This is a genomic window from Streptomyces halobius (assembly GCF_023277745.1).
Taxonomy (GTDB): domain Bacteria; phylum Actinomycetota; class Actinomycetes; order Streptomycetales; family Streptomycetaceae; genus Streptomyces; species Streptomyces halobius.
The window spans coordinates 82,317-102,642 of sequence record NZ_CP086322.1; the positions used below are offsets into that span (position 1 = coordinate 82,317).

18 protein-coding genes and 4 pseudogenes are annotated in these 20,326 nt (G+C 68.4%); 14 read left to right on the top strand and 8 right to left on the bottom strand.

Going from position 1 to position 20,326, the window contains the following annotated elements:
- Window positions 1-82: 82 nt before the first annotated feature.
- Complete coding sequence (locus tag K9S39_RS00435) at window positions 83-1,297, top strand: hypothetical protein (protein ID WP_248861311.1); 1,215 nt, start codon at window positions 83-85, stop codon at window positions 1,295-1,297.
- Between the two features lie 246 nt (window positions 1,298-1,543).
- Here the strand turns inward: K9S39_RS00435 and K9S39_RS00440 are convergent, their stop codons facing one another.
- Both K9S39_RS00440 and K9S39_RS00445 read right to left on the bottom strand, forming a co-directional pair.
- The gene (locus K9S39_RS00440) at window positions 1,544-1,915 is read right to left on the bottom strand and encodes an RICIN domain-containing protein (protein ID WP_248861312.1); all 372 of its coding nucleotides are present in this window, start codon (window positions 1,913-1,915) and stop codon (window positions 1,544-1,546) included.
- A 65-nt stretch (window positions 1,916-1,980) separates the two neighbouring features.
- Complete coding sequence (locus K9S39_RS00445; RefSeq protein ID WP_248861313.1) at window positions 1,981-3,081, bottom strand: phosphatidylinositol-specific phospholipase C; 1,101 nt, start codon at window positions 3,079-3,081, stop codon at window positions 1,981-1,983.
- A gap of 360 nt (window positions 3,082-3,441) precedes the next feature.
- Here K9S39_RS00445 and K9S39_RS00450 point away from each other — a divergent pair, with 360 nt between their 5' ends.
- The 4 genes from K9S39_RS00450 (at window position 3,442) to K9S39_RS00460 (ending at window position 6,357) form a co-directional block, all read left to right on the top strand.
- Window positions 3,442-5,121 carry an ISAzo13 family transposase gene (locus K9S39_RS00450; protein ID WP_248861314.1) on the top strand — a complete coding sequence of 560 codons (1,680 nt, stop codon included), beginning with the start codon at window positions 3,442-3,444 and terminating at the stop codon, window positions 5,119-5,121.
- Window positions 5,122-5,216: 95 nt separating this feature from the next.
- Window positions 5,217-5,432 (top strand): cold-shock protein, encoded by a 216-nt coding sequence (locus tag K9S39_RS00455; RefSeq protein ID WP_248861315.1) that lies wholly within the window; start codon window positions 5,217-5,219, stop codon window positions 5,430-5,432.
- 333 nt (window positions 5,433-5,765) lie between these two features.
- On the top strand, window positions 5,766-5,891 hold the full coding sequence (locus K9S39_RS41860; protein WP_283112070.1) for a hypothetical protein: 126 nt from the start codon (window positions 5,766-5,768) through the stop codon (window positions 5,889-5,891).
- Window positions 5,866-6,357 (top strand): beta-class carbonic anhydrase, encoded by a 492-nt coding sequence (locus K9S39_RS00460; protein WP_248861316.1) that lies wholly within the window; start codon window positions 5,866-5,868, stop codon window positions 6,355-6,357. The genes K9S39_RS41860 and K9S39_RS00460 overlap by 26 nt, the downstream gene beginning before the upstream one ends.
- A gap of 298 nt (window positions 6,358-6,655) precedes the next feature.
- On the opposite strand, the pseudogene K9S39_RS00465 reads toward K9S39_RS00460, so the two are convergent.
- Window positions 6,656-6,933 (bottom strand): annotated as a pseudogene (locus K9S39_RS00465) (NF041680 family putative transposase); the annotation flags it as partial.
- Between the two features lie 180 nt (window positions 6,934-7,113).
- Between K9S39_RS00465 and K9S39_RS00470 the strand changes: the two are divergent.
- Both K9S39_RS00470 and K9S39_RS00475 read left to right on the top strand, forming a co-directional pair.
- Window positions 7,114-7,284, top strand: coding sequence for a cytochrome P450 (locus K9S39_RS00470; protein WP_248861317.1), 171 nt, complete (start codon window positions 7,114-7,116; stop codon window positions 7,282-7,284).
- A gap of 570 nt (window positions 7,285-7,854) precedes the next feature.
- Window positions 7,855-8,997 (top strand): SDR family oxidoreductase, encoded by a 1,143-nt coding sequence (locus K9S39_RS00475; protein WP_248861318.1) that lies wholly within the window; start codon window positions 7,855-7,857, stop codon window positions 8,995-8,997.
- Here K9S39_RS00475 and K9S39_RS00480 read toward each other — a convergent pair.
- A pseudogene (locus K9S39_RS00480) lies at window positions 8,966-9,390 on the bottom strand (transposase); the annotation flags it as partial. The gene K9S39_RS00475 and the pseudogene K9S39_RS00480 overlap by 32 nt on opposite strands.
- 74 nt (window positions 9,391-9,464) lie before the next feature.
- Window positions 9,465-10,547: an IS110 family transposase gene (locus tag K9S39_RS00485; RefSeq protein WP_454894867.1), complete on the bottom strand. Its 1,083-nt coding sequence runs from the start codon at window positions 10,545-10,547 to the stop codon at window positions 9,465-9,467.
- Between the two features lie 509 nt (window positions 10,548-11,056).
- On the opposite strand from K9S39_RS00485, the pseudogene K9S39_RS00490 reads away from it, so the two are divergent.
- The 3 genes and pseudogenes from K9S39_RS00490 to K9S39_RS00500 all read left to right on the top strand — a co-directional run bounded on the left by K9S39_RS00490 (window position 11,057) and on the right by K9S39_RS00500 (window position 12,941).
- Window positions 11,057-12,260 (top strand): annotated as a pseudogene (locus K9S39_RS00490) (IS110 family transposase).
- 39 nt (window positions 12,261-12,299) lie between these two features.
- Window positions 12,300-12,674, top strand: coding sequence for a hypothetical protein (locus K9S39_RS42610; RefSeq protein ID WP_406707849.1), 375 nt, complete (start codon window positions 12,300-12,302; stop codon window positions 12,672-12,674).
- A 48-nt stretch (window positions 12,675-12,722) separates the two neighbouring features.
- The gene (locus tag K9S39_RS00500) at window positions 12,723-12,941 is read left to right on the top strand and encodes a hypothetical protein (RefSeq protein ID WP_248861320.1); all 219 of its coding nucleotides are present in this window, start codon (window positions 12,723-12,725) and stop codon (window positions 12,939-12,941) included.
- Between the two features lie 80 nt (window positions 12,942-13,021).
- Here K9S39_RS00500 and K9S39_RS00505 read toward each other — a convergent pair whose 3' ends face one another.
- Both K9S39_RS00505 and K9S39_RS00510 read right to left on the bottom strand, forming a co-directional pair.
- Window positions 13,022-14,245, bottom strand: a complete 1,224-nt coding sequence (locus tag K9S39_RS00505) for an IS110 family RNA-guided transposase (RefSeq protein WP_248861321.1) — start codon at window positions 14,243-14,245, stop codon at window positions 13,022-13,024.
- A gap of 571 nt (window positions 14,246-14,816) precedes the next feature.
- Window positions 14,817-15,044, bottom strand: a pseudogene (locus K9S39_RS00510) (DUF6009 family protein); the annotation flags it as partial.
- On the opposite strand from K9S39_RS00510, the gene K9S39_RS00515 reads away from it, so the two are divergent.
- From K9S39_RS00515 to K9S39_RS00530, 4 genes are all read left to right on the top strand, one after another.
- The gene (locus tag K9S39_RS00515) at window positions 15,043-15,306 is read left to right on the top strand and encodes a hypothetical protein (protein ID WP_248861322.1); all 264 of its coding nucleotides are present in this window, start codon (window positions 15,043-15,045) and stop codon (window positions 15,304-15,306) included. The pseudogene K9S39_RS00510 and the gene K9S39_RS00515 sit on opposite strands and share 2 nt — an antisense overlap.
- Before the next feature lie 32 nt (window positions 15,307-15,338).
- Complete coding sequence (locus K9S39_RS00520) at window positions 15,339-15,812, top strand: MarR family winged helix-turn-helix transcriptional regulator (RefSeq protein ID WP_248861323.1); 474 nt, start codon at window positions 15,339-15,341, stop codon at window positions 15,810-15,812.
- A gap of 69 nt (window positions 15,813-15,881) precedes the next feature.
- Window positions 15,882-17,471, top strand: a complete 1,590-nt coding sequence (locus tag K9S39_RS00525; RefSeq protein WP_248861324.1) for an MFS transporter — start codon at window positions 15,882-15,884, stop codon at window positions 17,469-17,471.
- Window positions 17,472-18,335: 864 nt separating this feature from the next.
- Window positions 18,336-18,719 carry a hypothetical protein gene (locus K9S39_RS00530; RefSeq protein ID WP_248861325.1) on the top strand — a complete coding sequence of 128 codons (384 nt, stop codon included), beginning with the start codon at window positions 18,336-18,338 and terminating at the stop codon, window positions 18,717-18,719.
- A 732-nt stretch (window positions 18,720-19,451) separates the two neighbouring features.
- On the opposite strand, the gene K9S39_RS00535 is transcribed toward K9S39_RS00530, so the two are convergent.
- Complete coding sequence (locus K9S39_RS00535; RefSeq protein WP_248868544.1) at window positions 19,452-20,102, bottom strand: hypothetical protein; 651 nt, start codon at window positions 20,100-20,102, stop codon at window positions 19,452-19,454.
- Between the last annotated feature and the right edge of the window lie 224 nt (window positions 20,103-20,326).

Here is a 20,326-nt window from a genome sequence, read left to right on the forward strand (position 1 = left end):
GGGCCCGGCTGGATCACGTCGTGTCGGGCCCGTGGCGGTCGGGTACGGCTTCGGCATTGGCCGTCGCGGGAGGGGCTTCGGGATGGGGAAGGCAAGCCGGGGCAAGCGGGAGCGCAGCAGGGACAAGGCCGGGCAGTGGACGGCGGCCAGCGCGGCACGGGTGGCGCACCGTCTGCGGGAGCAGTCACAGCGGTGTCTGGCCGGCAATCCGTGGGTGCAGATGACGCTCGCCTCCAACGTGAACAACGTCATTGCCGAACTGCACGGCGTGCTGCTCCACAGCGATCTCGGGGATATGGCCGACCGGCCCGAGGGCTTGGAGTGGGATGCGGCGCTGTCGATGACGCTGGGCAAGCAGGGCTACCGGCCGCCGTGGCCGCGGGCGGCCGGGGAGGCTGCCGCGTGGCAGATACGGCAGATCGGGAAGCTGCTGCGGCAGGCGGAGGTTCTGGTCATCTCTCCGGCCGCGCACGCCGCGGTCATGGCCGCGGCCGCCACCCTCGAGCCGGCCGACGTCAGCACGCTGGACCGGGACCGGGACATCCTCGTGCCCACCGGGCTGCTGGTGCTGCCCGAGCCCGTCGTGGTCGTCAACCGCACCGGCTCCTTGTCGGACTCCAAGGCCTTCGGCTGGCAGTTCATCACCCAGCACCAGATCCTGCCCACGGCCCAGTACCCCGGCGTGCGGGTGACGACGTTCATGGACCGCGATGGGCCCGTCCAGCCGACCGGATGGCGACAGGCGGTCTCCCAGGCGCGCACGTCCGGAAGCCCGCTGCCGCCGCTGATGCCGGACGGCATGTATGGGATGCGGGGTGATGCGTGTCTGGCGGAGGAGAGCAGCGAGATGCTCGCGGATCTGTCTGAGCACCACCGCCAGCTGCAGAAGGCCCTGATTCAGGCCTCCCAGTGGCGCTCCGAGCCGGTCCCTGAGATCGGGGAGTGGGGCGGCGGCCGTGTGGAAGACTCGTACGACGACTTTGTGGGCCGCTACATGTTCGCCTTCTGGCGGCTCATCGCCCAGGGCGTCACGGCCGTCGGCCCGTCTCAGGGCGCATCCGGTGTGCGCGCGGCCGCAATCGTCGGTGACGGCTCTGTGCCGCGGGACCTCGATGTGCGGGTTATCCGGCTCGCTGCGCCCTCGCCCCGCCCGTCGGATACGGCGGGAGAGATGAAGCGGGTGTACCACCACCGGTGGCCAGTGCGGATGCACAAGGTGAGGCAGTGGTACCCCAGTCGCCAAGAACACCGGGTGATCTGGCGCGGCCCGTGCTGCGCCCGAGGCGGCCGACGATGAAGAGACCGTGGAGGCCGCCTCCGAGCTGTCCTGGTACGCGCCCCGGCGCCCGGGCGGCGAGCACATCGAGCACCTGGTCCGCGAACGCGCCCGCATCCGCAGCGAGGAAGGCAGTGCCCCGCCTTCTGTGGTTCGGGGCCTGCACCCGCCTGTGCTGCCAGGAGGATCTTCGAGTTGCTCACCCCGAGCATGAATTCGCTGCCACTCGACGAGAAGCGCCTGGCCGTTCGCCCTTGACCTGCTCGATCAGGCACCGACCCAGTAGTACTTGCTGCGGATGCCGGTCGAACCGTCGCCCTGGGAGAAGAGGTTGAAGCTCTGGTTCGTGTTGCCGGCGTAGGCCCGGCCTGTCACCGCACCCGCACTGGACATGTCGAGGACCAGGCCGTTGTGGACTCCGCGGATGCCGACGGAGCCGTCGGCCTGGTTGACGACCTTGAAGTACTGATCGCCCGAGGCGCTGTCGGGCTGGACGGTCACCGTACCGCCGGCCCCCATGCTCAGCGCCAAGCCGCTGTAGGCGTTGACGATCTTGTAAGTGAGGCCGTCAGCCCCCAGGCCCGCCCACCTGAAGTGGAAGCTCTGGTTCTGGACGCCTTGGTACGCAGGGCCCGTCACGGCCGCGCCCTGCGTGGCTCCTGTGCTGAGGGCTCGGGGGCCCGTGGGGGTACTGGCGAACTGGTTCAGCTTGAGGACGGCAAGAGGAGGGTGTTCTTCCCGCCGCTGGTGCTGCCGGCGGGGCGGTCGATGTAGTCCATCGCGATCACGCCGGTGGTCTTCCCCGCCGCGACGCCGTTGAGCAAGCCGAGCGTGTAAGGATTCAACTGCTCGGCGTGCCCCCACGGGGTCAGCCCGATCACGGGCGTGCCGTACGCGCTGGTGTGGTTGACGAACATCTTCTGCTTCGACGCGGTGTTCACGGCCCGGTTCAGATGGTTGCGGACCGCGTCCTTCTTCGACGGCGGTGTCGGGCTGCTGGCAACGTCCTGGAGATCGAACACGTTCTCATTGCTGAAGTGCAGCCCGTAGCCCAGGTAGGGCCACCCGGACATCAGGACGATCTTGCCGCGGGCCTGCCCGAGCGTCGGGAAGGTGGAGCCGATGTAGAAGTTGTTCCGCATCCCCGAACCACCCCAGTAGGTGTCGAGGTAGTGGTTGAAGGTCTGCGCGAAATCCTGGGCCGACGCATTGGACTTGGTCTGCGAGATCCGCATCAGGATCGTTTCCGAGCGGTGATTCCCCAGGAAGCTCCGGCAGGTCTGCAGGACATCACCGAACATCTGCTTAAGGTAGTAGTCGCCGTGGTGGACGGAGAAAACCTTGGAGTCCATCCTGCGGAGCCGGACATCCAGGTACCGGACACCGTTGTTCAACTGCCACTCCAGGTCCCGGCTCTGGCACAGCGCGTACCCCGCCGACCCCACGTTCTCCTGGTAGGCGGCGGACTCGTGCGTCCCCGGGATGGACATGTCCCGGATGTCGACGTGGCTGGGGATACCCGCCATCCAGTCCGAGGACACCGGCACCCGGCCCGTCCTAGGAGCGGGCTCGACCTCGGCTGGCGGCGCGGTGGCGCGGTCGGTCCCGTCCCCGTCTGGCGAGGAAGAGGAAGCAAGGGCCTGTGCGCCGTACCGGAGCTCGCCGTCGCCGTATTCCGGACATGCGCCCGCTCCTGCGTAGGCGACGAGTTCGAGTTCGGCTTCTTCCCCGGACCGCCCGTGCGGCGGCTCCACAGGCACTTCGGAGGCGTCATCAGCCGCAGGCCGAGTAATCGATATGGCCATGAAAAGCTCCTAACGGCGCGTCCCGGGCACAGCAGGGTGCGCGATCGCGTGTGGTCTGGTGATGCACCCCGGCGTCTCGCCCAGGGCGGCCGATCCCTACCCTGCGCTTTTGGCTCATAACCCGTAGTGACTGGGATGGTGAGCCTTGTCCGGAACCCGTCATAGCCCGACCACGGCCTGCACCGGTAGCACGGCCCCGGTGCGCGGCGCGCACCCGCGCGGCCAGTAGCAGGATGGCGGAGCGCACCTCCTCCACCGACGCGCGCGGTCCCGACGACTACCAGCCAAATTCCCGGTCTGCCGTAAGGGACCGTAAAGAATCAACATGCTGCTTCCCGGTGTTCCTGTCGTTGGTGTGGTATGCGCATACCGAGCGAGGTTCGTGACCAACTTTCCCTGAGATTCGGAGTGTTGTTCCCTCATCTGAATGAGCGGCAGCAGCGGCTGGCGCTGGCTACCGAGGCCCGGCTGCTGGGGCACGGTGGGGTCCGGGCCGTCGCTTGTGCCGCGGGGGTGAGCGAGACGACGGTGCGGAAAGGAGTCTTCGAGCTGGAGGGTGGTGAGGACCCACTGCCCGATGGCCGGGTGCGCCGCGACGGCGGCGGTCGCAAGAGCGCCGAGGAGCTTGACCGTCTGCTCGTTCCGGCTCTGCTGGCGCTGGTGGAGCCGGATGAGCGGGGCGATCCGATGTCGCCGCTGCGGTGGACGACCAAGTCGCTGCGGTGTCTGGCCGGGGAGCTGACTCGGCAGGGCCATGCTGTGTCGGCGCCGACCGTGGGCCGGCTGCTGCGGGAGAACGGTTTCAGCCTGCAGGCCAACGCGAAGACCCTGGAGGGAGCCCAGCACCCGAATCGGGATGCGCAGTTCCGGTATATCAACGACCAGGTCAGGGACCATCAGGCGGGCGGCGAGCCGGTGGTCAGCGTGGATACGAAAAAGAAGGAAGTCGTCGGCCAGTTCAAGAACGCGGGCCGCGAGTGGCGGCCGACGGGCCGGCCGGTGCGGGTCGGTACCCATGACTTCCCCGATCAGGAGCTCGGCAGGGCCGCCCCGTACGGGATCTACGACATCACTTCGAACACCGGCTGGGTCAGCGTCGGCTGTGACCACGACACCGCTGCCTTCGCGGTCGAGTCGATCCGCCGCTGGTGGAACGGGCGAGGACGCCTCGACTACCCCGGCGCTACCCGGCTGCTGATCATCGCCGACGCCGGTGGCTCCAACGGCTACCGCACCCGGGCCTGGAAGACCGAACTCGCGGCCTTCGCCGCCGAGACGGGCCTGGCCGTCACTGTCTGTCACATGCCTCCGGGCACGTCGAAATGGAACAAGGTGGAGCACCGGCTGTTCTCCGCGATCACGATGAACTGGCGCGGCCGTCCGCTGACCAGCTATGAGGTCGTCGTGCAGAGCATCGCCGCGACCACCACACGCACCGGGCTCACCGTCCACGCCGAACTGGACCCCGGCCGCTACCCCACCGGTGTGAAGGTCAGCGACGCCGAGATGAACGCGGTGCCGCTGACCGGCCACGCCTTCCACGGGGAGTGGAACTACACCGTGCACCCCCGCCTCACCGAGCCGGCGAGCCTCAGCGGGCCGACCGTCGGCCTCGACCGTGGGGCCCTGTCGCACCCCGCCCTGACGGGCATGACCAGCACCACACTGACCGAGCTGACCACGGCCCTGGCCGCCCCCTGGCAGGCACTGCACGCCCCGGACCACACCACCCGACGCGACGGCGGCACACGTCGCCGGGCCCCGGGAGGCGGCCGCAAAGCCAAACTGAACCTGGCCGACCGCGTCCTGGCTACCGCGCTGCAGCAACACCTCGCCCTGCCGCCCACCGCGCTCGCCCGCCTGTTCACCGTCAGCAAGGACACCATCCGCGAGGCCACCGGCGAGATCAGACAGCTGATGGTCCAGCACGGGCACTCCCTCGGGCCCGCAGCGGCGCACCTGAGCACCCTCACCGGCCTCCTCGTCTACGCCACGGCGCACGGCGTCACTCTCACGCCACAAGCAAAACCCACACCTTGATTCTTTACGGTCCCTAACCGCCCTCCGCCGAGCAGGGATGATCCGCTTACGGGGATGTTCTACGCACCCCTGCCGAAACACGCGAGGGAGTGGACATGGCTGAGCGCCAGTCCGGCACGGTGAAGTGGTTCAGCGACGCGAAGGGGTTCGGTTTCATCACCCCCGAGAGCGGCGGTCCCGACCTCTCCGTGCACTTCAGGGCGATCCAGGGGAGCTGCTTCAAGAGCCTCAAGGAAGGTCAGAACGTGACCTTCATCGCGGTGCAAGGGCAGAAGGGTATGCAGGCGGAAGAAGTCGTAGCGGAAGTCTGAGCCCGCCATCACGACGCCGGCGAACAGCCGACAGGCCCGGGACACCCCGATCGGGTACGGGCCTGTCGGCTGTGACAGCGCCCCGGTGCGGCAGGACGTTCGTGATCCGTCACACCCGCACCGGCATCCAGCTAACGTCGCTTCTCCACCCCGTGCCAGTCGACGGACCGGGCGGCGCGGCTCTCTGGCGATGGAGATCGTCGGCATCGGCCACGACATTTTCGCTTCCACCAGCTCCGCGGCGGTGCGGCTGGGCATTGTGCTGGTTAGCCCAGTGGTGACAGCCCGCGAGAAGGAGATGACAGGGAGAATCGTGTTTATACGGAACACCCCATGTCGTCTCTCGTGATGCTGGCCGCGGTGCTGGCGACGATCGGCTCCGAGGCCGCGCCCGGTCCGGCCAGCGACGAGGCGTACGCCTGGAGGAAGAGCGATGAGTGCCATCGACGACGTGCTTGAGAAGAACGCTGCATTCGCGGCGGCGTACGAGGACCTCGATCCTCCGCGGCCGCCGAGAAAGCACGTGACCGTCATCGCCTGCATGGATTCTCGGCTTGACATCTACAAGATGCTCGGCCTCGAAGAGGGGGACGCGCACGTCATCCGGAACGCCGGTGGGGTGGTCACGGAAGACACGATCCGGTCGCTCGTCATCTCCCAGCATGTCGGGGGAACGCGAGAGATCATGCTCATGCACAACACTGAGTGCGGGATGCTCACGTTCCAGGATGACGAGCTGAAACGACAGGTGGAGAGCGAGACAGGGGCTGAGGTGCCGTTCGAGTTCCATGCCTTCAGCGACTTGGAGGAGCAGGTGCGTCGCTCCGTAGCCCGCATCCGGGAAAGCCCGTTCCTCGTCCACAAGGACGCTGTCCGCGGCTTCGTCTACGAAGTCCGCACCGGCAGGTTGCGCGAGGTCCGGTGACGGCTTCGACGCTCGGGACCGGCGCCCAGGCGAGTAGCCGCCCCACCGCAGCAGTGAACACCTACCCGGGATGGCGCGGGCACACCACGCGCTTGCCATGGTCACCCACCCAACGGGGCTCCAAGACGACGTCCAGCACCGCACCCCCGACACCACGCGTTCACGCGTCAGCAGGTGCTCTCGCCTCCCGCCGACTTGAGTACAGCCACCAAGCAGTTCATGCCCATGCCAATCCCTGGGACCCAGCGCCCCTTATCCGTCGTCTCGACAGTCACATCCGGTCAACGACCGCTTGCTGACGGAGGTTCCGAAACGTCCGGCGGACTCGGGCCGGGGTGAGCCGGCCGGGTGCGGCCGCTTTCTCCCACGGGTGCCGCAGGTCCCGGGCCAGTGGGCGGGCGAGCCTGAGCTGTGTGTATGCGGCGATGATCAGCCAGGTCCACCGGTGGCCGCTTCCGGCTCCCGAAGCCGGGGCCGGGTCCAGCCCAGAGTCTGCTTGAACAGCCGGAACGTGCGCTCCAGGTCGAAGCGCCGCAGGAACGCCTGCCAGGCCCGGTCGACTCCCCCGCTCGTGGCAAAGTCTGCGGCTGGCGGCCCCGTAGGACATGGCATGGCCTGGCTCGTGCGGCCGGTGCGCATCGCGGGCGGTGCGCCCGCGATGCTGAAGCTCCAGCAGGTCACCGGAGACAACGCCGGCGCCGCGCTCGCCCTACGGGCGTAGAACGCGTTGTGGGAAATCGAGGACCGTGGCCTGCGTTGCAGCTGCTCAAGGACGACTGGGGGCTGCTCCCGCACGCCGTTCACGAACTGATGCGCCGGTGCGGGTCGGTCCAGATGACCCAACTGCGGTACACCGCCGAGAACGTGGAGCCGGCCGGCACCCGGATCCACCAGGGCGAGGCCGTCCAGCCCGTCCCTACGGCCTAGGCACGATGCGAGCACCCCCTGCTCACCCCTCGTATGCACGGTGCGCGCCTCGGCCCACAGAGGACGTTTCTCGGTTGATGTCGTTTCCGTGGTTGGCGCTGGGTGAGGGTCGCGGAACTGCGGGGCGCTGACCACGGCGCCCGGTCCATCGGACTCGACGGGATGCACGTGGAGAAGCCCGGCGAGGTGCAGACGGCATGGGCGCAAGGCCTTCGATGCCGACCGGTCCCCGCCATGATCCGGCAAGGCTTCACGGCGAGTCCAGGAAATGCCCCCCAGGCACCGGCACCGAGAGGACCGCCCAGGCGCACCCAGGAGAACGGGCAGGCGCATGGCATCCGTGTCTTCAAGCGGGCAGGGGCCGTGGTGGACGGCTCTCTGCCGTGTAACGCGACCATCATGGTGCTGGTGACCGTCCGTTCGGAAACCAGGACAGGCCTCGGCTACGGCTACGGCGCGTCCATCGCCGCCCAGGCTCATGCGAAACCGCGGCCCAGCTCTACAGCAATCGCCGAAGCCCATGACGGAACACCGGACAGCGGACAGCGGACAGCCCAGGAAGGACGTTTCATGAGCCAGACGGTAGTGATCACCGGCGCCAGTGCCGGCATCGGCCGTGCGACAGCCCGCCTGTTCGCCCGCCGGGCGGCGAACATCGCGCTACTCGCCCGCGGTCAGGCCGGCCTCGACGCTGTCGCAGCCGAAGTCGAGGACCTGGGCGGCAGAGCGCTGTGTCTGCCCACGGACATGGCGGAGCACGAACAGGTCGACGCCGCTGCTCAGCAGGCAGCGGAAGCCTTCGGGCACATCGACGTATGGATCAATGTGGCATTCACCTCGGTGCTCGCGCCTTTCACCGAGATCGCACCAGCCGAGTACCAGCGCGTCACCGACGTCACGTACTCGGGGGTCGTCCACGGCACGCGATCCGCGTTGCAGCGGATGCTGCCTCGGGACGCCGGCACGATCGTCCAGGTCGGTTCGGCCCTGGGCTTCCGTTCCATCCCTCTGCAGTCGGCCTACTGCGGCGCGAAGCACGCCGTCAACGGCTTCACCTCCAGCGTCCGCACCGAACTCCTCCACCGGCACAGTCGTGTGAACATCACCATGGTGCAGCTGCCGGCCGTCAACACGCCGCAGTTCTCCTGGGTCCTGTCCCGACTGCCGAACCAGCCCCGACCGGTACCGCCCGTCTACCAGCCCGAAGTGGCCGCCCGCGCCGTCGTCCATGCGGCGGACCACCCGCGCCGCAAGCAGTACTACGTCGGCGCATCCACCGTGGCGACCATCCTGGCCAACAGAGCGGCACCGGCGTTCCTCGACCGCTACCTCGCACGCACCGGGTTCACCTCACAACAGACACCCGACAAAGCGCCGACCGACCGGCCGAGCAACCTCTGGCAACCGGTGGACGGCAGCGACGGACACGACCACGGAGCCCACGGCATCTTCGACGAAAGCGCCCACGCCCATTCCCCACAGGCAGCAGCCGCCCGCCACCCTGCCGTCGCAGCCGCATTGGCCGGCACCGGAGCCGCCTTGGCGGCATTGCTCTGCAGGCGGAACCGCCGCTCGCCCGCCGGGCCGTCGGAATCCGTGTCGCTCCGCTCATTGCTGGGGCGCAATCACGGTCACCGGTGCGCCAGAAGCAACGGGTCACCGACACGGCCAGCAGGTAGAGGTGTCGGGTGGCCACCGCCCGGTGTCTTTTGAGGCGGTTGATTCCGCACTCGACTGCGTGGCGCTCGCGGTAGTCGGTCTTGTCGAACTTCGGCGGACGGCCGCCACAGGCACCGCACCTGAGGCGGTTGCGTGCCTGGTCCGCCTTCTCTGGGATGGTGGCTTTGATGCCGCGTCTTTTGATGCCGCGTCTTCGGAGGTAGGCGCGGTTGGCGCGGGAGCTGTACGCCTTGTCACCACGGACCTGCCGGGCTTGGTGCGTGGGCGCCCCGGCCCGGTGCGGGGGACGCGGATGCGGGCCAGGACGAGCTGGAACTGCGCGCTGTCGTGCCAGTGGCCGGGCGTGACCACAAGGGACAGGGGTTTGTGTCCCCGCTCGACGGCCAGGTGGAGTGTGGTGGTCAGCCCGCCGCGTGAGCGTCCGAGTCCGTGATCGGCGGGCTCGGTGGCGATGCCGCCGGGCGGTTCCTTCTGCAGGTCCCCGAGGCTGCTATATCGCGTCAAGCCGCTTGAGCGAGATTCTCGGAGTTCTCCCCAGCGTCTCGGTTGGAGCGTTCGAGGATCTTGAAAAGGTGGCGACAGATCGCTCGCTTGAGGCAGCGTTGCGCGTCGCGGGAGGTCTTGCCCTCGGAGATTCTGCGGGCGACGTACGCCTTCGTAACTGGGTCGAGCCGCATCCGGATCAGCGAGATGGTGTGCAGGGCCCGGTTGAGCTGTCTATCGCCGCTGCGGTTGAGGCGGTGACGGTTGGTCAGCCCGGAGGAGGCGGGAATCGGCGAGACGCCGGCGAAGGACGCGAAGGCAGCCTCGGACCGGAACCGACCGGGATGGGACCAGCTGACCAGGATCTGCGTGGCGGTGATCGGCCCGACGCCGAGCAGGTCCAGGAGCTCGGGCGCCACCTCGCGGACCAGGGCGAGCATCTCGTCCTCGAGCTCCTTGGCCTCGGCCTGCAGGGCCTGGATCCGCTGGGCAGTGGAGCGCAGGGCCCGTACGGTCATGCGGTGCTCGATGTCCTGGGCCGGCCGGTCCCGGAGCTGGGCGCAACGGGCTATCTGGACCGGACGCTTGAGCTTCCGCAGCTCGGCGCGGAGGTCGTCCGGCGCGGACACGATCAGCGACTTGAGCTGGTTGATCGCGGCGGTGGAGGCGAGGACGGCTCCATGGCGGGTGGAGAGCAGGACACGCAGGGCTTCCCGCTCGCCGCGGAGCCGGGGCTGGATCAGGTGCTCACTGGACAGGGCTTCCTTGGCTGCGCGGATCGCGTCGATCATGTCGGTCTTGCGGCCGCCACGGACGGAGGGGCGCTTGGGCCGACAGACTTCCACGACGTGCTCACCGGCCTGGTCGAGGAAGGCGGCCAGGCCGGCACCGTAGCTGCCGATGCCTTCCAGGGCCCAGCTGCGACGGCCGGGGATGTGGGTGCGGGCGAAGTCCAGCAAGCGCCGGTATCCGCAGGCGTTGGCAGGGGCATCGCTGCTGGCCAGTACGGCACCGATGGGGCTGACGGCGGCTGCGGCGAGGGTGTCGCGGTGGGTGTCGACGCCGATGACGCCGTCTACCTGTTCTGCGAGCATGGTCACGCGGTTGCTCTCCTTCTTGGACGGGACGACCGTGGTCGGCGTCGGCCTGGGTGGAGTCACCGCGTGGCAGAACTGTGATGAGTCACGTCGAGATGGCGGACAAGCTGCTGATCAAGCCAACGTGGTGGGCCAGGTCGACGTCGACGTCCGGCAGACATCTCGGGGGCACGACAAGCCCTGACGAGCCGTCAGTTACCTTGCGAGTCATGCCGGAACGTCGACGCCGATCCTGGCAGCAGCCCAACCCGGGCCGCAGCCCCACTCTCACAGTTACCTTCTTCGTGGCCCCGCAACGGGGCTCCCGGCCTCCGATCCCGGCATGACTTGGATCCCCAGTCGATGATGATCGAAAAGGTGGTGTCACCGGGCATCGGAGGCATTGGCAGACCGCTGATAGGGGCATGACCGCCGATCCCGGACCGGGTGAGGCAGTCTCTTCGTAACGTGGATGCCGGCACGCTGATGCCGCAGGTGAGGCCGGGGAGAGCACAGACATTGCGGAGAGGCACGTGATCGACACCGGCGACATCGACGTCTATCTCGGTCTGGAACGTCGGCAAGGGCGAACACCACGCCACCGCCATGACCCCGGCGGGCAAGCGGGTCTTCGACAAACGCCTGCCGAACACCGAGCCGAAGCTTCGCGAGCTCTTCGACAAGCTGCACGCCAAGCACGGAACCGTGCTGGTGGTGGTCGACCAGCCCGCCTCGATCGGCGTGCTTCCGCTCGCCGTGGCCCGGGAAGCGGGCTGCCGCATCGCCTACCTGCCCGGACTGGCGATGCGCCGGATCGCTGACCTCTACGCCGGCGAATCGAAGACCGACGCCCGCGACGCCGCGATCATCGCGGACGCCGCCCGCGCGATGCCGCACACCCTGCGGAGTCTGGCCCCGTCCGACGAGACCGTCGCCGAACTGAAGATGATCGCCGGCTTCGACGACGACCTCGCCGGTGAGGTGACCAGGATCAAGAACCGGCTGCGCGGCCTGCTCACCCAGGTCCACCCATCCCTGGAGCGGGTCCTGGGCCCACGGCTGGACCATCCGGCCGTCCTCGCACTGCTCGAACGCTTCGGCTCACCAAGCCAGTTGAGGAAAGCCGGTCGGCGACGACTGGTGGCACTGCTGCGGCCGAAAGCGCCGAGGATGGCCGAGCGTCTGGTCGAGGACATCTTCGCCGCCCTGGACGAACAGACCGTCGTCGTGCCGGGCACCGACGCCGCCGCGCTCATCATCCCGAGCCTCGCCTCCTCGCTCAGCGCGATACTTGACCAACGCAAGGCCCTGGCCGCCCGCATCGAGGAACTGCTGGAGGCTCACCCTCTTTCCCCGGTCCTGACCTCCATGCCCGGCGTCGGGGTCAGGACCGCAGCCCGCATCCTCATCGACGTCGGCGACGCCACAGCCTTCCCGACCGCCGCCCACCTGGCCGCCTACGCGGGCCTGGCACCGGTCACCAGAAGCTCCGGCTCCTCCATCCGCGGCGAACACCCCTCCCGGCGGGGTAACAAGCAGCTCAAACGGGCCTTCTACCTCGCGGCGTTCGCCTCGCTGTCCCAGCCGGAATCACGCGCCTACTACGACAAGAAACGCCGGGAAGGAAAGCACCACGTCACGGCGATCGTCTGCCTCGCCCGACGCCGGATCGACGTCCTGTTCGCCATGCTCCGCGACGGCACCTTCTACCAGCCCCCGACGGCTGCTGCAGCTTGACGAAGACCATAGGGGCACCTTTTTCGCTACCCCGGCGGCGTGAAGCCGCCGCTCGCCCTCGGCATCAGCTTCAGCGGCACGTCGCCACAGATCGACCCACTCCTGTGTTCGCGGGCTCGGCATTCCGCCTGGTGGTATTCCCGCAAATGGTCTGCGCGGGCAGGTGCACGCCGCATGCGGAACGGGAAAACCATCATCGCCGCCGCCTCGGCAAAGCGGATTGCGCCCAAGGGACGCCTTCTCGTTCTGGTGCCGACGCTGGACCTCCTCATTCAGACAGTGCAGGCATGGCACGCGGCCGGCCACAAAGGGCCGGCGGTCGCGGTGTTGCGTGTTCCTCAGGAGCCGCTCATGGGCGGAGTGGCATGCGTGATTCACCCGGTTGGCGGTGTGCAGCAGGCGTATGTGCCCTGAAGGGGTGACGTTGGGATTGTCTGCAGACCTACGTCCGAGGAGTATTTCGTGATCATCAATAAGCTGCACAAGGCGGGTTTGCGCAGTGACCACGCCTACACGGCCGCTGTTGTCTCGATCGGTCTGTCGCTCCTGGCATGGACGGCATCGGTCAAGGGAGAGTCGGCTGGCACGGATCGCGCCGACCGGTGGGGGATCTTCGTCGGTGAGTGGGCGCCCACGTTCTTCGGCCTGGGGCTTGCGCTGGCGCGGTACGAGAAGGACTGACGAGGCGGTCCCTCGTTCACCCGTGGGGTCGGCCGGTGGTCGGCCCCACGGGTGTGTCAGACACCCCATGTCGTTGAAGGTCAAGCGGCATGGGGTTGGGCGTGGTGCGACCATGCGGTCGCTTCGTCGTAGCGGGTTCGTGTTTTGAGGCAGCCGTGGAGGATGCCGACGAGGCGGTTGCCGACCTGTCGCAGGGCCGGGTTGTAGTCGATGTCACGGGCGCGTTGTTTGTCGTAGTAGCGGCGGGCGCCGGGGGACGCCCGCAGGGCGCAGAACGCCTGGCGCTGGAGGGCATCGGCGAGACGGTTGTTGCGGACGTATCGGGCCTGGACGGTGCGGCTCTTGCCAGAGGCCCGGGTGACGGGGCTGGTCCCGGCATAGTTCTTGCGTGCCTTCGCGGAGGCGTAACGGGTGGGATCATCTCCGAACTCGGCGAGCACCCGGGCCCCGGTGATCTCCCCGATGCCGGGCATCGAGAGGTAGATCTCAGCGTCCGGGTGCGCGAGAAAATGCGCCTTCACCTGCTCTTCCATCCCGGTGATCTGCTCGTTCAGCGCGATGATCAGCCGCGCGTGAGCGGTCACGGCTGCCGCGTAGGCTGCGGTGACCTGCCCGGGCAGGGCGAGCTGTCGCTCGCGGAGCGCGGCCTGGATGGTGGCCGCCTTCGCGTCGCGGTTGCGTCGGCGATGCCGGGCCAGGACGGCCGTGACCTGAGTGCGGGTCAGCTTCGCCGCCGTGGCCGACGTGGGCGCCTTGATCAGCAGTTCCATGGCGTCGGAGCTGGTCAGAGTCAGGTCGGCGTAGGCGGTCAGGGCGGCGGGAAAGTACTCGCGCAGCGTGCTGCGTAGCCGCTGGAAGGTGCGGGTTCGTTCCCAGATCAGGGTCTGGTGGGCGCGGGCGACGACCTTGACGGCCTGGGCCTGGCCGCTGTCTCCGGCCACCGGCCGCAGCTGGTCGCGGTCGATGCGGACCATGTCGGCGAGCGCGTGCGCGTCACCCTTGTCGCTCTTGGCCCCCGAGGAGGCGTACCGCTCCTTGAACCGGGCCACCTGCCGGGGATTGATCGCGTAGACCTGGTAGCCGGAGGCAACCAGGGCCTGGACCCACGAGCCCCGGTCGGTCTCGATCCCGACGACCACCTCCCCAGGATCCAGCTCACCGCCGTGACGGGCGATGAGTTCGTGGAGCCTGGCGATGCCGGCGACTCCTTCGGGCAGGTTCGCGGTGGCCAGCTTGCGGCCGGCCTCGTCCTGGAGCTCGACGTCGTGGTGGTCTTCGGCCCAGTCGTCACCGATCAGCAGCAACAAACCCTCCCCAAGTGTGTTCTCGTTGCGCGTCGTAGCCTGCGGAAGGCACGGCGCGCGGCCTAATGGATCCAGTGCTCACGCCCCGCGGGGCGGGCACGCCACCCCATCAGCGGTCTGGCCTCCCGGCCACCAGCAGGGGCACGGTCTGACACCAGAACTCGACTGCTTCCGGCGGCGATAGTGCTCACCTGCTGGCGGCTACGGAACCGAGCATTCCCCGGCCCCGTAGCTCCCATTAGGCGGCGGGCGTGGCGGCGTCGGCCGCTATGCCGCGGGCCGAGGCAGACCCGAGCGGACGGGTGGGGATGCGTCTTCGGCGGCTGCCGTCCAGCCGGGTACGAATGCCACCCTCGCGAACGTTGGCCTTCCCGGCACGTGTACGGCCAGGCCCGCCGTGAAGTGACCGCACCCCATACTGGCCGTCCATTCACATTCGACACGTCACAGGGTCTTCAGTCTCTGCCACCTGTCACCGCGAAAGCACTGGTCAGGAGCTCGTTCATGCTCGGCAGGGACTGAAGGGACTCAACTTCGGAATGAGGTCGAGCTCTTTGCCACAGTGGCGGCTTCAGGACTTCGGAAGCGTTATGCCCCTCTCGCGCATGGCGTCGGAGGCCGGCCCGCCTTCGGAGCGTTCGGTCTTGTAGCCCTTGGTACCCGGGGCCAGGGTGCGCGGGGCGATCGCTTCGGACGGGGCCCCGGTGGCGTAGATGCCGTCGGGTTCGGAGTCGCGGTCGTGGGGGGCGAGCCAGAAGACTCGCCGCAGGTGGGTGCCGGAGGCGCGGGAGGCTTTCATGTCCTGGCGGACCTTCGCCGCGGCCCTCGCCGACCCGCAGCGGCCCCTGGCCGGGCTGAGCCCGGACTGGTGGGCCATCGGGCACTCCACCGCGACGACGGCCGTCGCCCTCCAGCAGGACGGCACGCTCCTCGCCGACCGGCCCGACTCCCCGTCCCTCGCGGTCCTGCGCGACCGGCTCACCGCCTGGGACCGCCGTGTGGGATTGCGGCAGGCGAGCCCGATGGCCGCCACCGCCGGGCCGACGGAGAAAGGATGTTGACATAGATATGAACACATACCTACAGTGTTTGCGTGCCCACCTCCAGCGTGTCCTCCCAGGACGTCCGACATATCGCTTCAGCGATGTCGGCTGTCCTGCCCGCGCTGCACCGGGCGCTCGACCGGCGCCTTGCGCAGGACTTTCCGTACCCCAAGCTGCCCGAAGGCCAGCTGGCGCTGCTGCGGCTCGTCGGTGGGCGTGACGGCATCACCGTGCGCGAGGCCGCCGACGTGCTGCTCATGAAGCCGAACAATGTGAGCGCCCTGGTCACCCAGCTGGCCGGCCAAGGGCTGCTGGAGCGCAGACAGGACCCGGCCGACAAGCGGGTGGCACATCTGCACCTCACGCCCGAGGCCCGGCACCGGCTCACCGTGGTCGGGGATCTCATCGACGGGTATGTCATCGAGGCGCTGTACGCCCTTACCGACGGGGACCTCGACGCCCTCGGCTCCGCCCTCGGCGCCCTCCAGGGGCTGGCGCGGCACATTCACCCCGCCGCCGACTGACGGCGTTCGCGCGGTCGTCCGCGCATCCGTAGCCGCATGCCCCATCTCTTCGAGGAACAAGGCACTTCCATGCCCTCCACCGTCGTGGATCACTCACTCCTGCCCGCACACTCCCCGCCGGTCGTCCCGCGCGACCGGCGCGGCAATCCCTGGCTGACGCTCATCGCGGTCGCCTTCGGCCTGTTCATGGTCGGTCTGGACGGCTCCGTCGTCTCGATCGCCAACCCCGAGATCGGCCGGGACCTGAACGCATCCACCGCCGACCTGCAATGGGTCACCAACTCCTACCTGCTGGCCCTGGCCGCCGCGCTGATCCTCGGCGGGAAGCTGGGCGACCGCTTCGGCAGGCGGACGTACTACATGATCGGTGTGGTGGGCTTCGCGGCCGCCTCCGTCGCCATCGGCCTGGCGGGCTCGATCGAGGGTGTCATCGCCTTCCGTGCCATGCAGGGTTTGTTCGGCGCGCTGCTGATGCCGAACACGCTCGGTCTGCTTCGCGCGGTCTTCCCGCCGAAGAAGTTCGGCATGGCGGTGGGTATTTGGGCGATGGTCTCGTCGGTGTCCACGGCGCTCGGCCCCATCGTCGGCGGGCTGCTCGTCGAGCGCGTCAACTGGGAGTCCGTCTTCTACATCAACGCTCCGATCGGCGTCATCGCGCTCGTCTTCAGCGCGCTGGTGCTGCCGCAGAGCAAGAACACCACCGACCGGCACCGCTTCGACGTTCCCGGCGTCATCCTGCTCGCGGCCGGCCTGCTCGTCGTGGTCTTCGGTGTGGTCAAAGGCGAGACGTGGGGCTGGAGTTCCGGCTCGACGCTGGGCGCGCTCGCCGTCGGCATCGTGATCCTTGTGGTGTTCGGCTGGTACGAGACGCGCGTGGAGCACCCCCTGCTGCCGATGCGGCTGTTCCGCAGCCCCGCGCTGACCGTCGGCACGATCATCACCGCGATCAACTTCTTCGTCCTGCTCGGCGTGATCTTCTTCGTCATGCTGTACTTGCAGAACGTACGCGGCTTCACTCCCGTCGAGGCCGGCGTGCGCACCCTGCCGCTGAGCCTGGCCTCCGTCGTCGCCTCGCCACTGGGCGCGAAGCTCACCGAGAAGTTCGGCGCCCGGCTGTCCATGCCGCTCGGCATGGTGCTGCAGGCCGGCGCCGCCTTCGGGATGCTCGGCTGGGGTGTGCATTCCTCGTACGCCGCGATGTGGCCGCCGTTCATCGCCCTCGGCCTCGGCGTCGGCATGGTGATGGCCTCCTCCTCCGACGCCATCGTGGGCAACTCGCCCGTCAAGGACGCCGGTGTGGCGGGCGGTCTGCAGGCCACCACTCTTCAGATCGGCGGGGCCCTGGGCACCTCCGTCCTGGTCTCCCTGATCGGCAGCAGGGTCGGCTCGACCCTGACCGGCGAACTCACCTCCGCCGGGGTGCCGACGCCCATGACTCAGGATGTGTACGAGGCCAAGGACGCAGTGGCGATGGGCATTTCGCCTGTCTCGGGTGACATGCCCACGCAGCTGAAGGCGGCGGTGGTCGAGGGCAGTGGCCAGGCGTTCATCAACGGCGTACACACCGCCGCCCTGGCCACCGGCGTGCTGTGCGCGATCGGTGCCGTCCTCCCCGCGGTCGGCGTACGCCGCAACCCGCAGGCCCCCGCCCATCAGTGAGGCAACGGTGGGCAAAGCGGCCCGGCCCGGCGGTACCCGCGCTTCACGAGGACGTGGGCGCGTATCCGGCCGGGCCGTTCAGTTGGCGGCAGGCCTTGGTATTCGCCGTGCGGATGAACGGCATCACAGCATGGGAAGGCCCGAGCAGTTCCCGGCGGGCGCTTTCCACCTGGCGTCACTTCCTCTGGAACCTCATGCCCCGGTCTCCAGGTGTCCACGATGAAGGGGAAGAAGCTCCAGCGATGGCCGGGCCTCAGTGACAGAGCGCAGGCAAGGCACCACGGCATCGGCCGACTTGCCCTGCTGTCGCAGATGGACCACACGCTTACCAGCCGGGTGGTCACGGCGACGCGCCCAGGTCACGCATTCCGGCGGCGTTGTGGTCGGGTCACCGCGCAGGACATCGCCACCGCGGACACCCGCAAGACCAGGCCCGCGCTGCTGGCACACGGCCCGCTGACGAAGACAGACCCGTCCAGCAGCGCCGACGTCAAGGTATTCATCACCGGCCAGACCCAGGCCGGGCAGCCGTTGCCCGCTCCTGTGGAGCGCCGTACGGACGTACCCGAGGATTCCTCACCACCACGCACGGCGAGGCACTGGTGGCGAAGACGGCATGAGCGGACGGCAAGGACTCCCGGATCACCCCGCAGGAGGCCGCAGCCTCGCGCGCGGCCGACGTCGACCTGAAGGTCCTCGACACCGGCAAACAGGCCGAATTCAGGGTCACCCCGAGGGACACACCGCCGAGGGGACCGAACGCCCGCCGGCGCGAAGAGATCCGGCGCCAAGCAGGCCGCCTTCCGCCCCACGGCGGCTTCCAGCTCGCTGGACGACACGGCCGAACCGCGGCGGTACTGCGCGATGCCCCGTAACGACCCGCGCAAGCAGGCCATGCAGCCCAAGCCGCGGCAGATCGAATGGGCGGTGGACCAGGCCACCACCAACAACCTGAACAAGCACATCTCCCGGCCCAAGAACTGGAAGAACCTGGGGATGGACGCCTACGCCTACCAGCCCCAGTCCCTTTTCAAGCTCCACACACTGACCAGCGGCGGACGGATTCCCGCCCAGGTGATGCTCGGCGTCACCGCCCAGGAATCCAACATGTGGCAGGCATCCCGGGTCGTTGTGCCCGGCGTGACCGGCAACCCGCTCATCGGCAACTTCCACGGCATCCAGTACGCCGCCAACGGGGGAAGCTCAAGAAGTACAAGGCGCCAGGTGCGCGGGATGCCGGAGGTATGACGCAGTGAGGGCCGATGTCCATGGTGGCCAGCTCTCCGGCTACGTGACCCACCGCTGCCGGGGTGAGTAGGGCCGGAGGGACGTTCTTGGACGCTCCGTCTACAGCGGCGGCCGACGTGGTGGGGGTGGTGTTCTCCGGCCGGTCCAGCAACCGCCCGTGCGCTGGAAGGGCCTCTGGCCCATCCGGTTTCCCCTCCCCTACTTCTGACGGACCTGTCCTGTCCGAGGAAGAACTTGAGGCCCGCATCGCGCGCGCCACGCGAGTACAGCGAGCCAGCGAGCTGGCGCGCGCACTGCGCCGTCATTCCAAGCCAGCACCGGCCTGGACACCCTCAACCCCGCCGTGACCTCACCCCACGCGCCCGGCTCCCCCACCGAACAGCCTTCCGCCGCGGACACCAACACCCACCACGGTGCAGCCGCGCAGCCACCGAAGGATCACAAGTACCGTTCCCGAGACAGAGGCATGGGGCGGGTGTACCGCCCCATGCCAGCCGCACCCGCTACGGATACCACCCCACGTCAGTGACCTCGCTCTTCCTCAACGCTCGACCAGCGACAACACCCCGGCCTGACAAACCGTCACTGACATCCACCCGCTGACACCAAACCGGCACCGCACGCCGGTCGACCGCCGGGCCGGGAACGGGAGGTCCGGGACGGTCGACCACCGGGTGGGGAAACGGGAAGCGCACGGAGTACCGGGCGTGCGGAACGACTACCGCGCGGCGGTCAGCGATAGAGCTTGTTCACGGCGGTACGAACGGTGGTCTTGAAGTCCTTCAGCGGGGCGTCCTTGAGGTCGCCCATCTGCCCCCACTGGACATAGGTGACGGTCCGTCCGTCACGGCCCACGGAGAACAGGTGGATATCCGTGGCACCGACCTCGCGGTCCTCGCTGTCCAGGCTGTAGACGTACGCACCCTCTTCCACCGCCACCTTGCCGTGGTAGCGGCTGTCGGCGTCCGTGTCCGGGTACTCCCGCTCGATACGCTCACCGCAGCCGGCGAGCGCACGACGCAGAGCGGAGACGAGTTCGACGGCCTGGACACGGGACTTGGCGACGGTGGTGACCTGCACGCCGCCAGTGTCCAGTTCGGTGCGGAAAGTGCGGTGACGGGTGCCCTCGGAGGGCAGCACGTCCGGGGAACAGAACATCTCGAACTCTGGTACACCGTCAGCAACCGGCTCGGCCGTCCACGGCGTGAGGGACGGCGGCATCTGGGCGGCGCTGAGGAAAGCGGGTTGCGGCATCTCGACGGGCGCCGAGGCCGTGGTCGTCGCCGATGCGGCGGTGGCCGTGGCAGTCAACGGGGTGGTGGCGCCCACGGCGAGGGCGGCGGTAGCGGAAGCGGTGGTGAGCACCGTACGGAGCGTTGCCATGAAGAGCATCCCTGTGGTGTGGCCGACCATGACTCGGCTGGTCGGCACTTGATCGGCACCTGGTCGGCCCCCGGTCGGTCGATCGGCGAGACCTGGTCAAGGTGCATGGGTGAAGACACCGACCAGCCTCAGGACCCCACCACGGCCAACGCAACAGAAAGCGGGCCGGGTGGCACGATGGAACCGTTCCACCCCTGTTGACGTGGGAATTCGTGAACGGGATG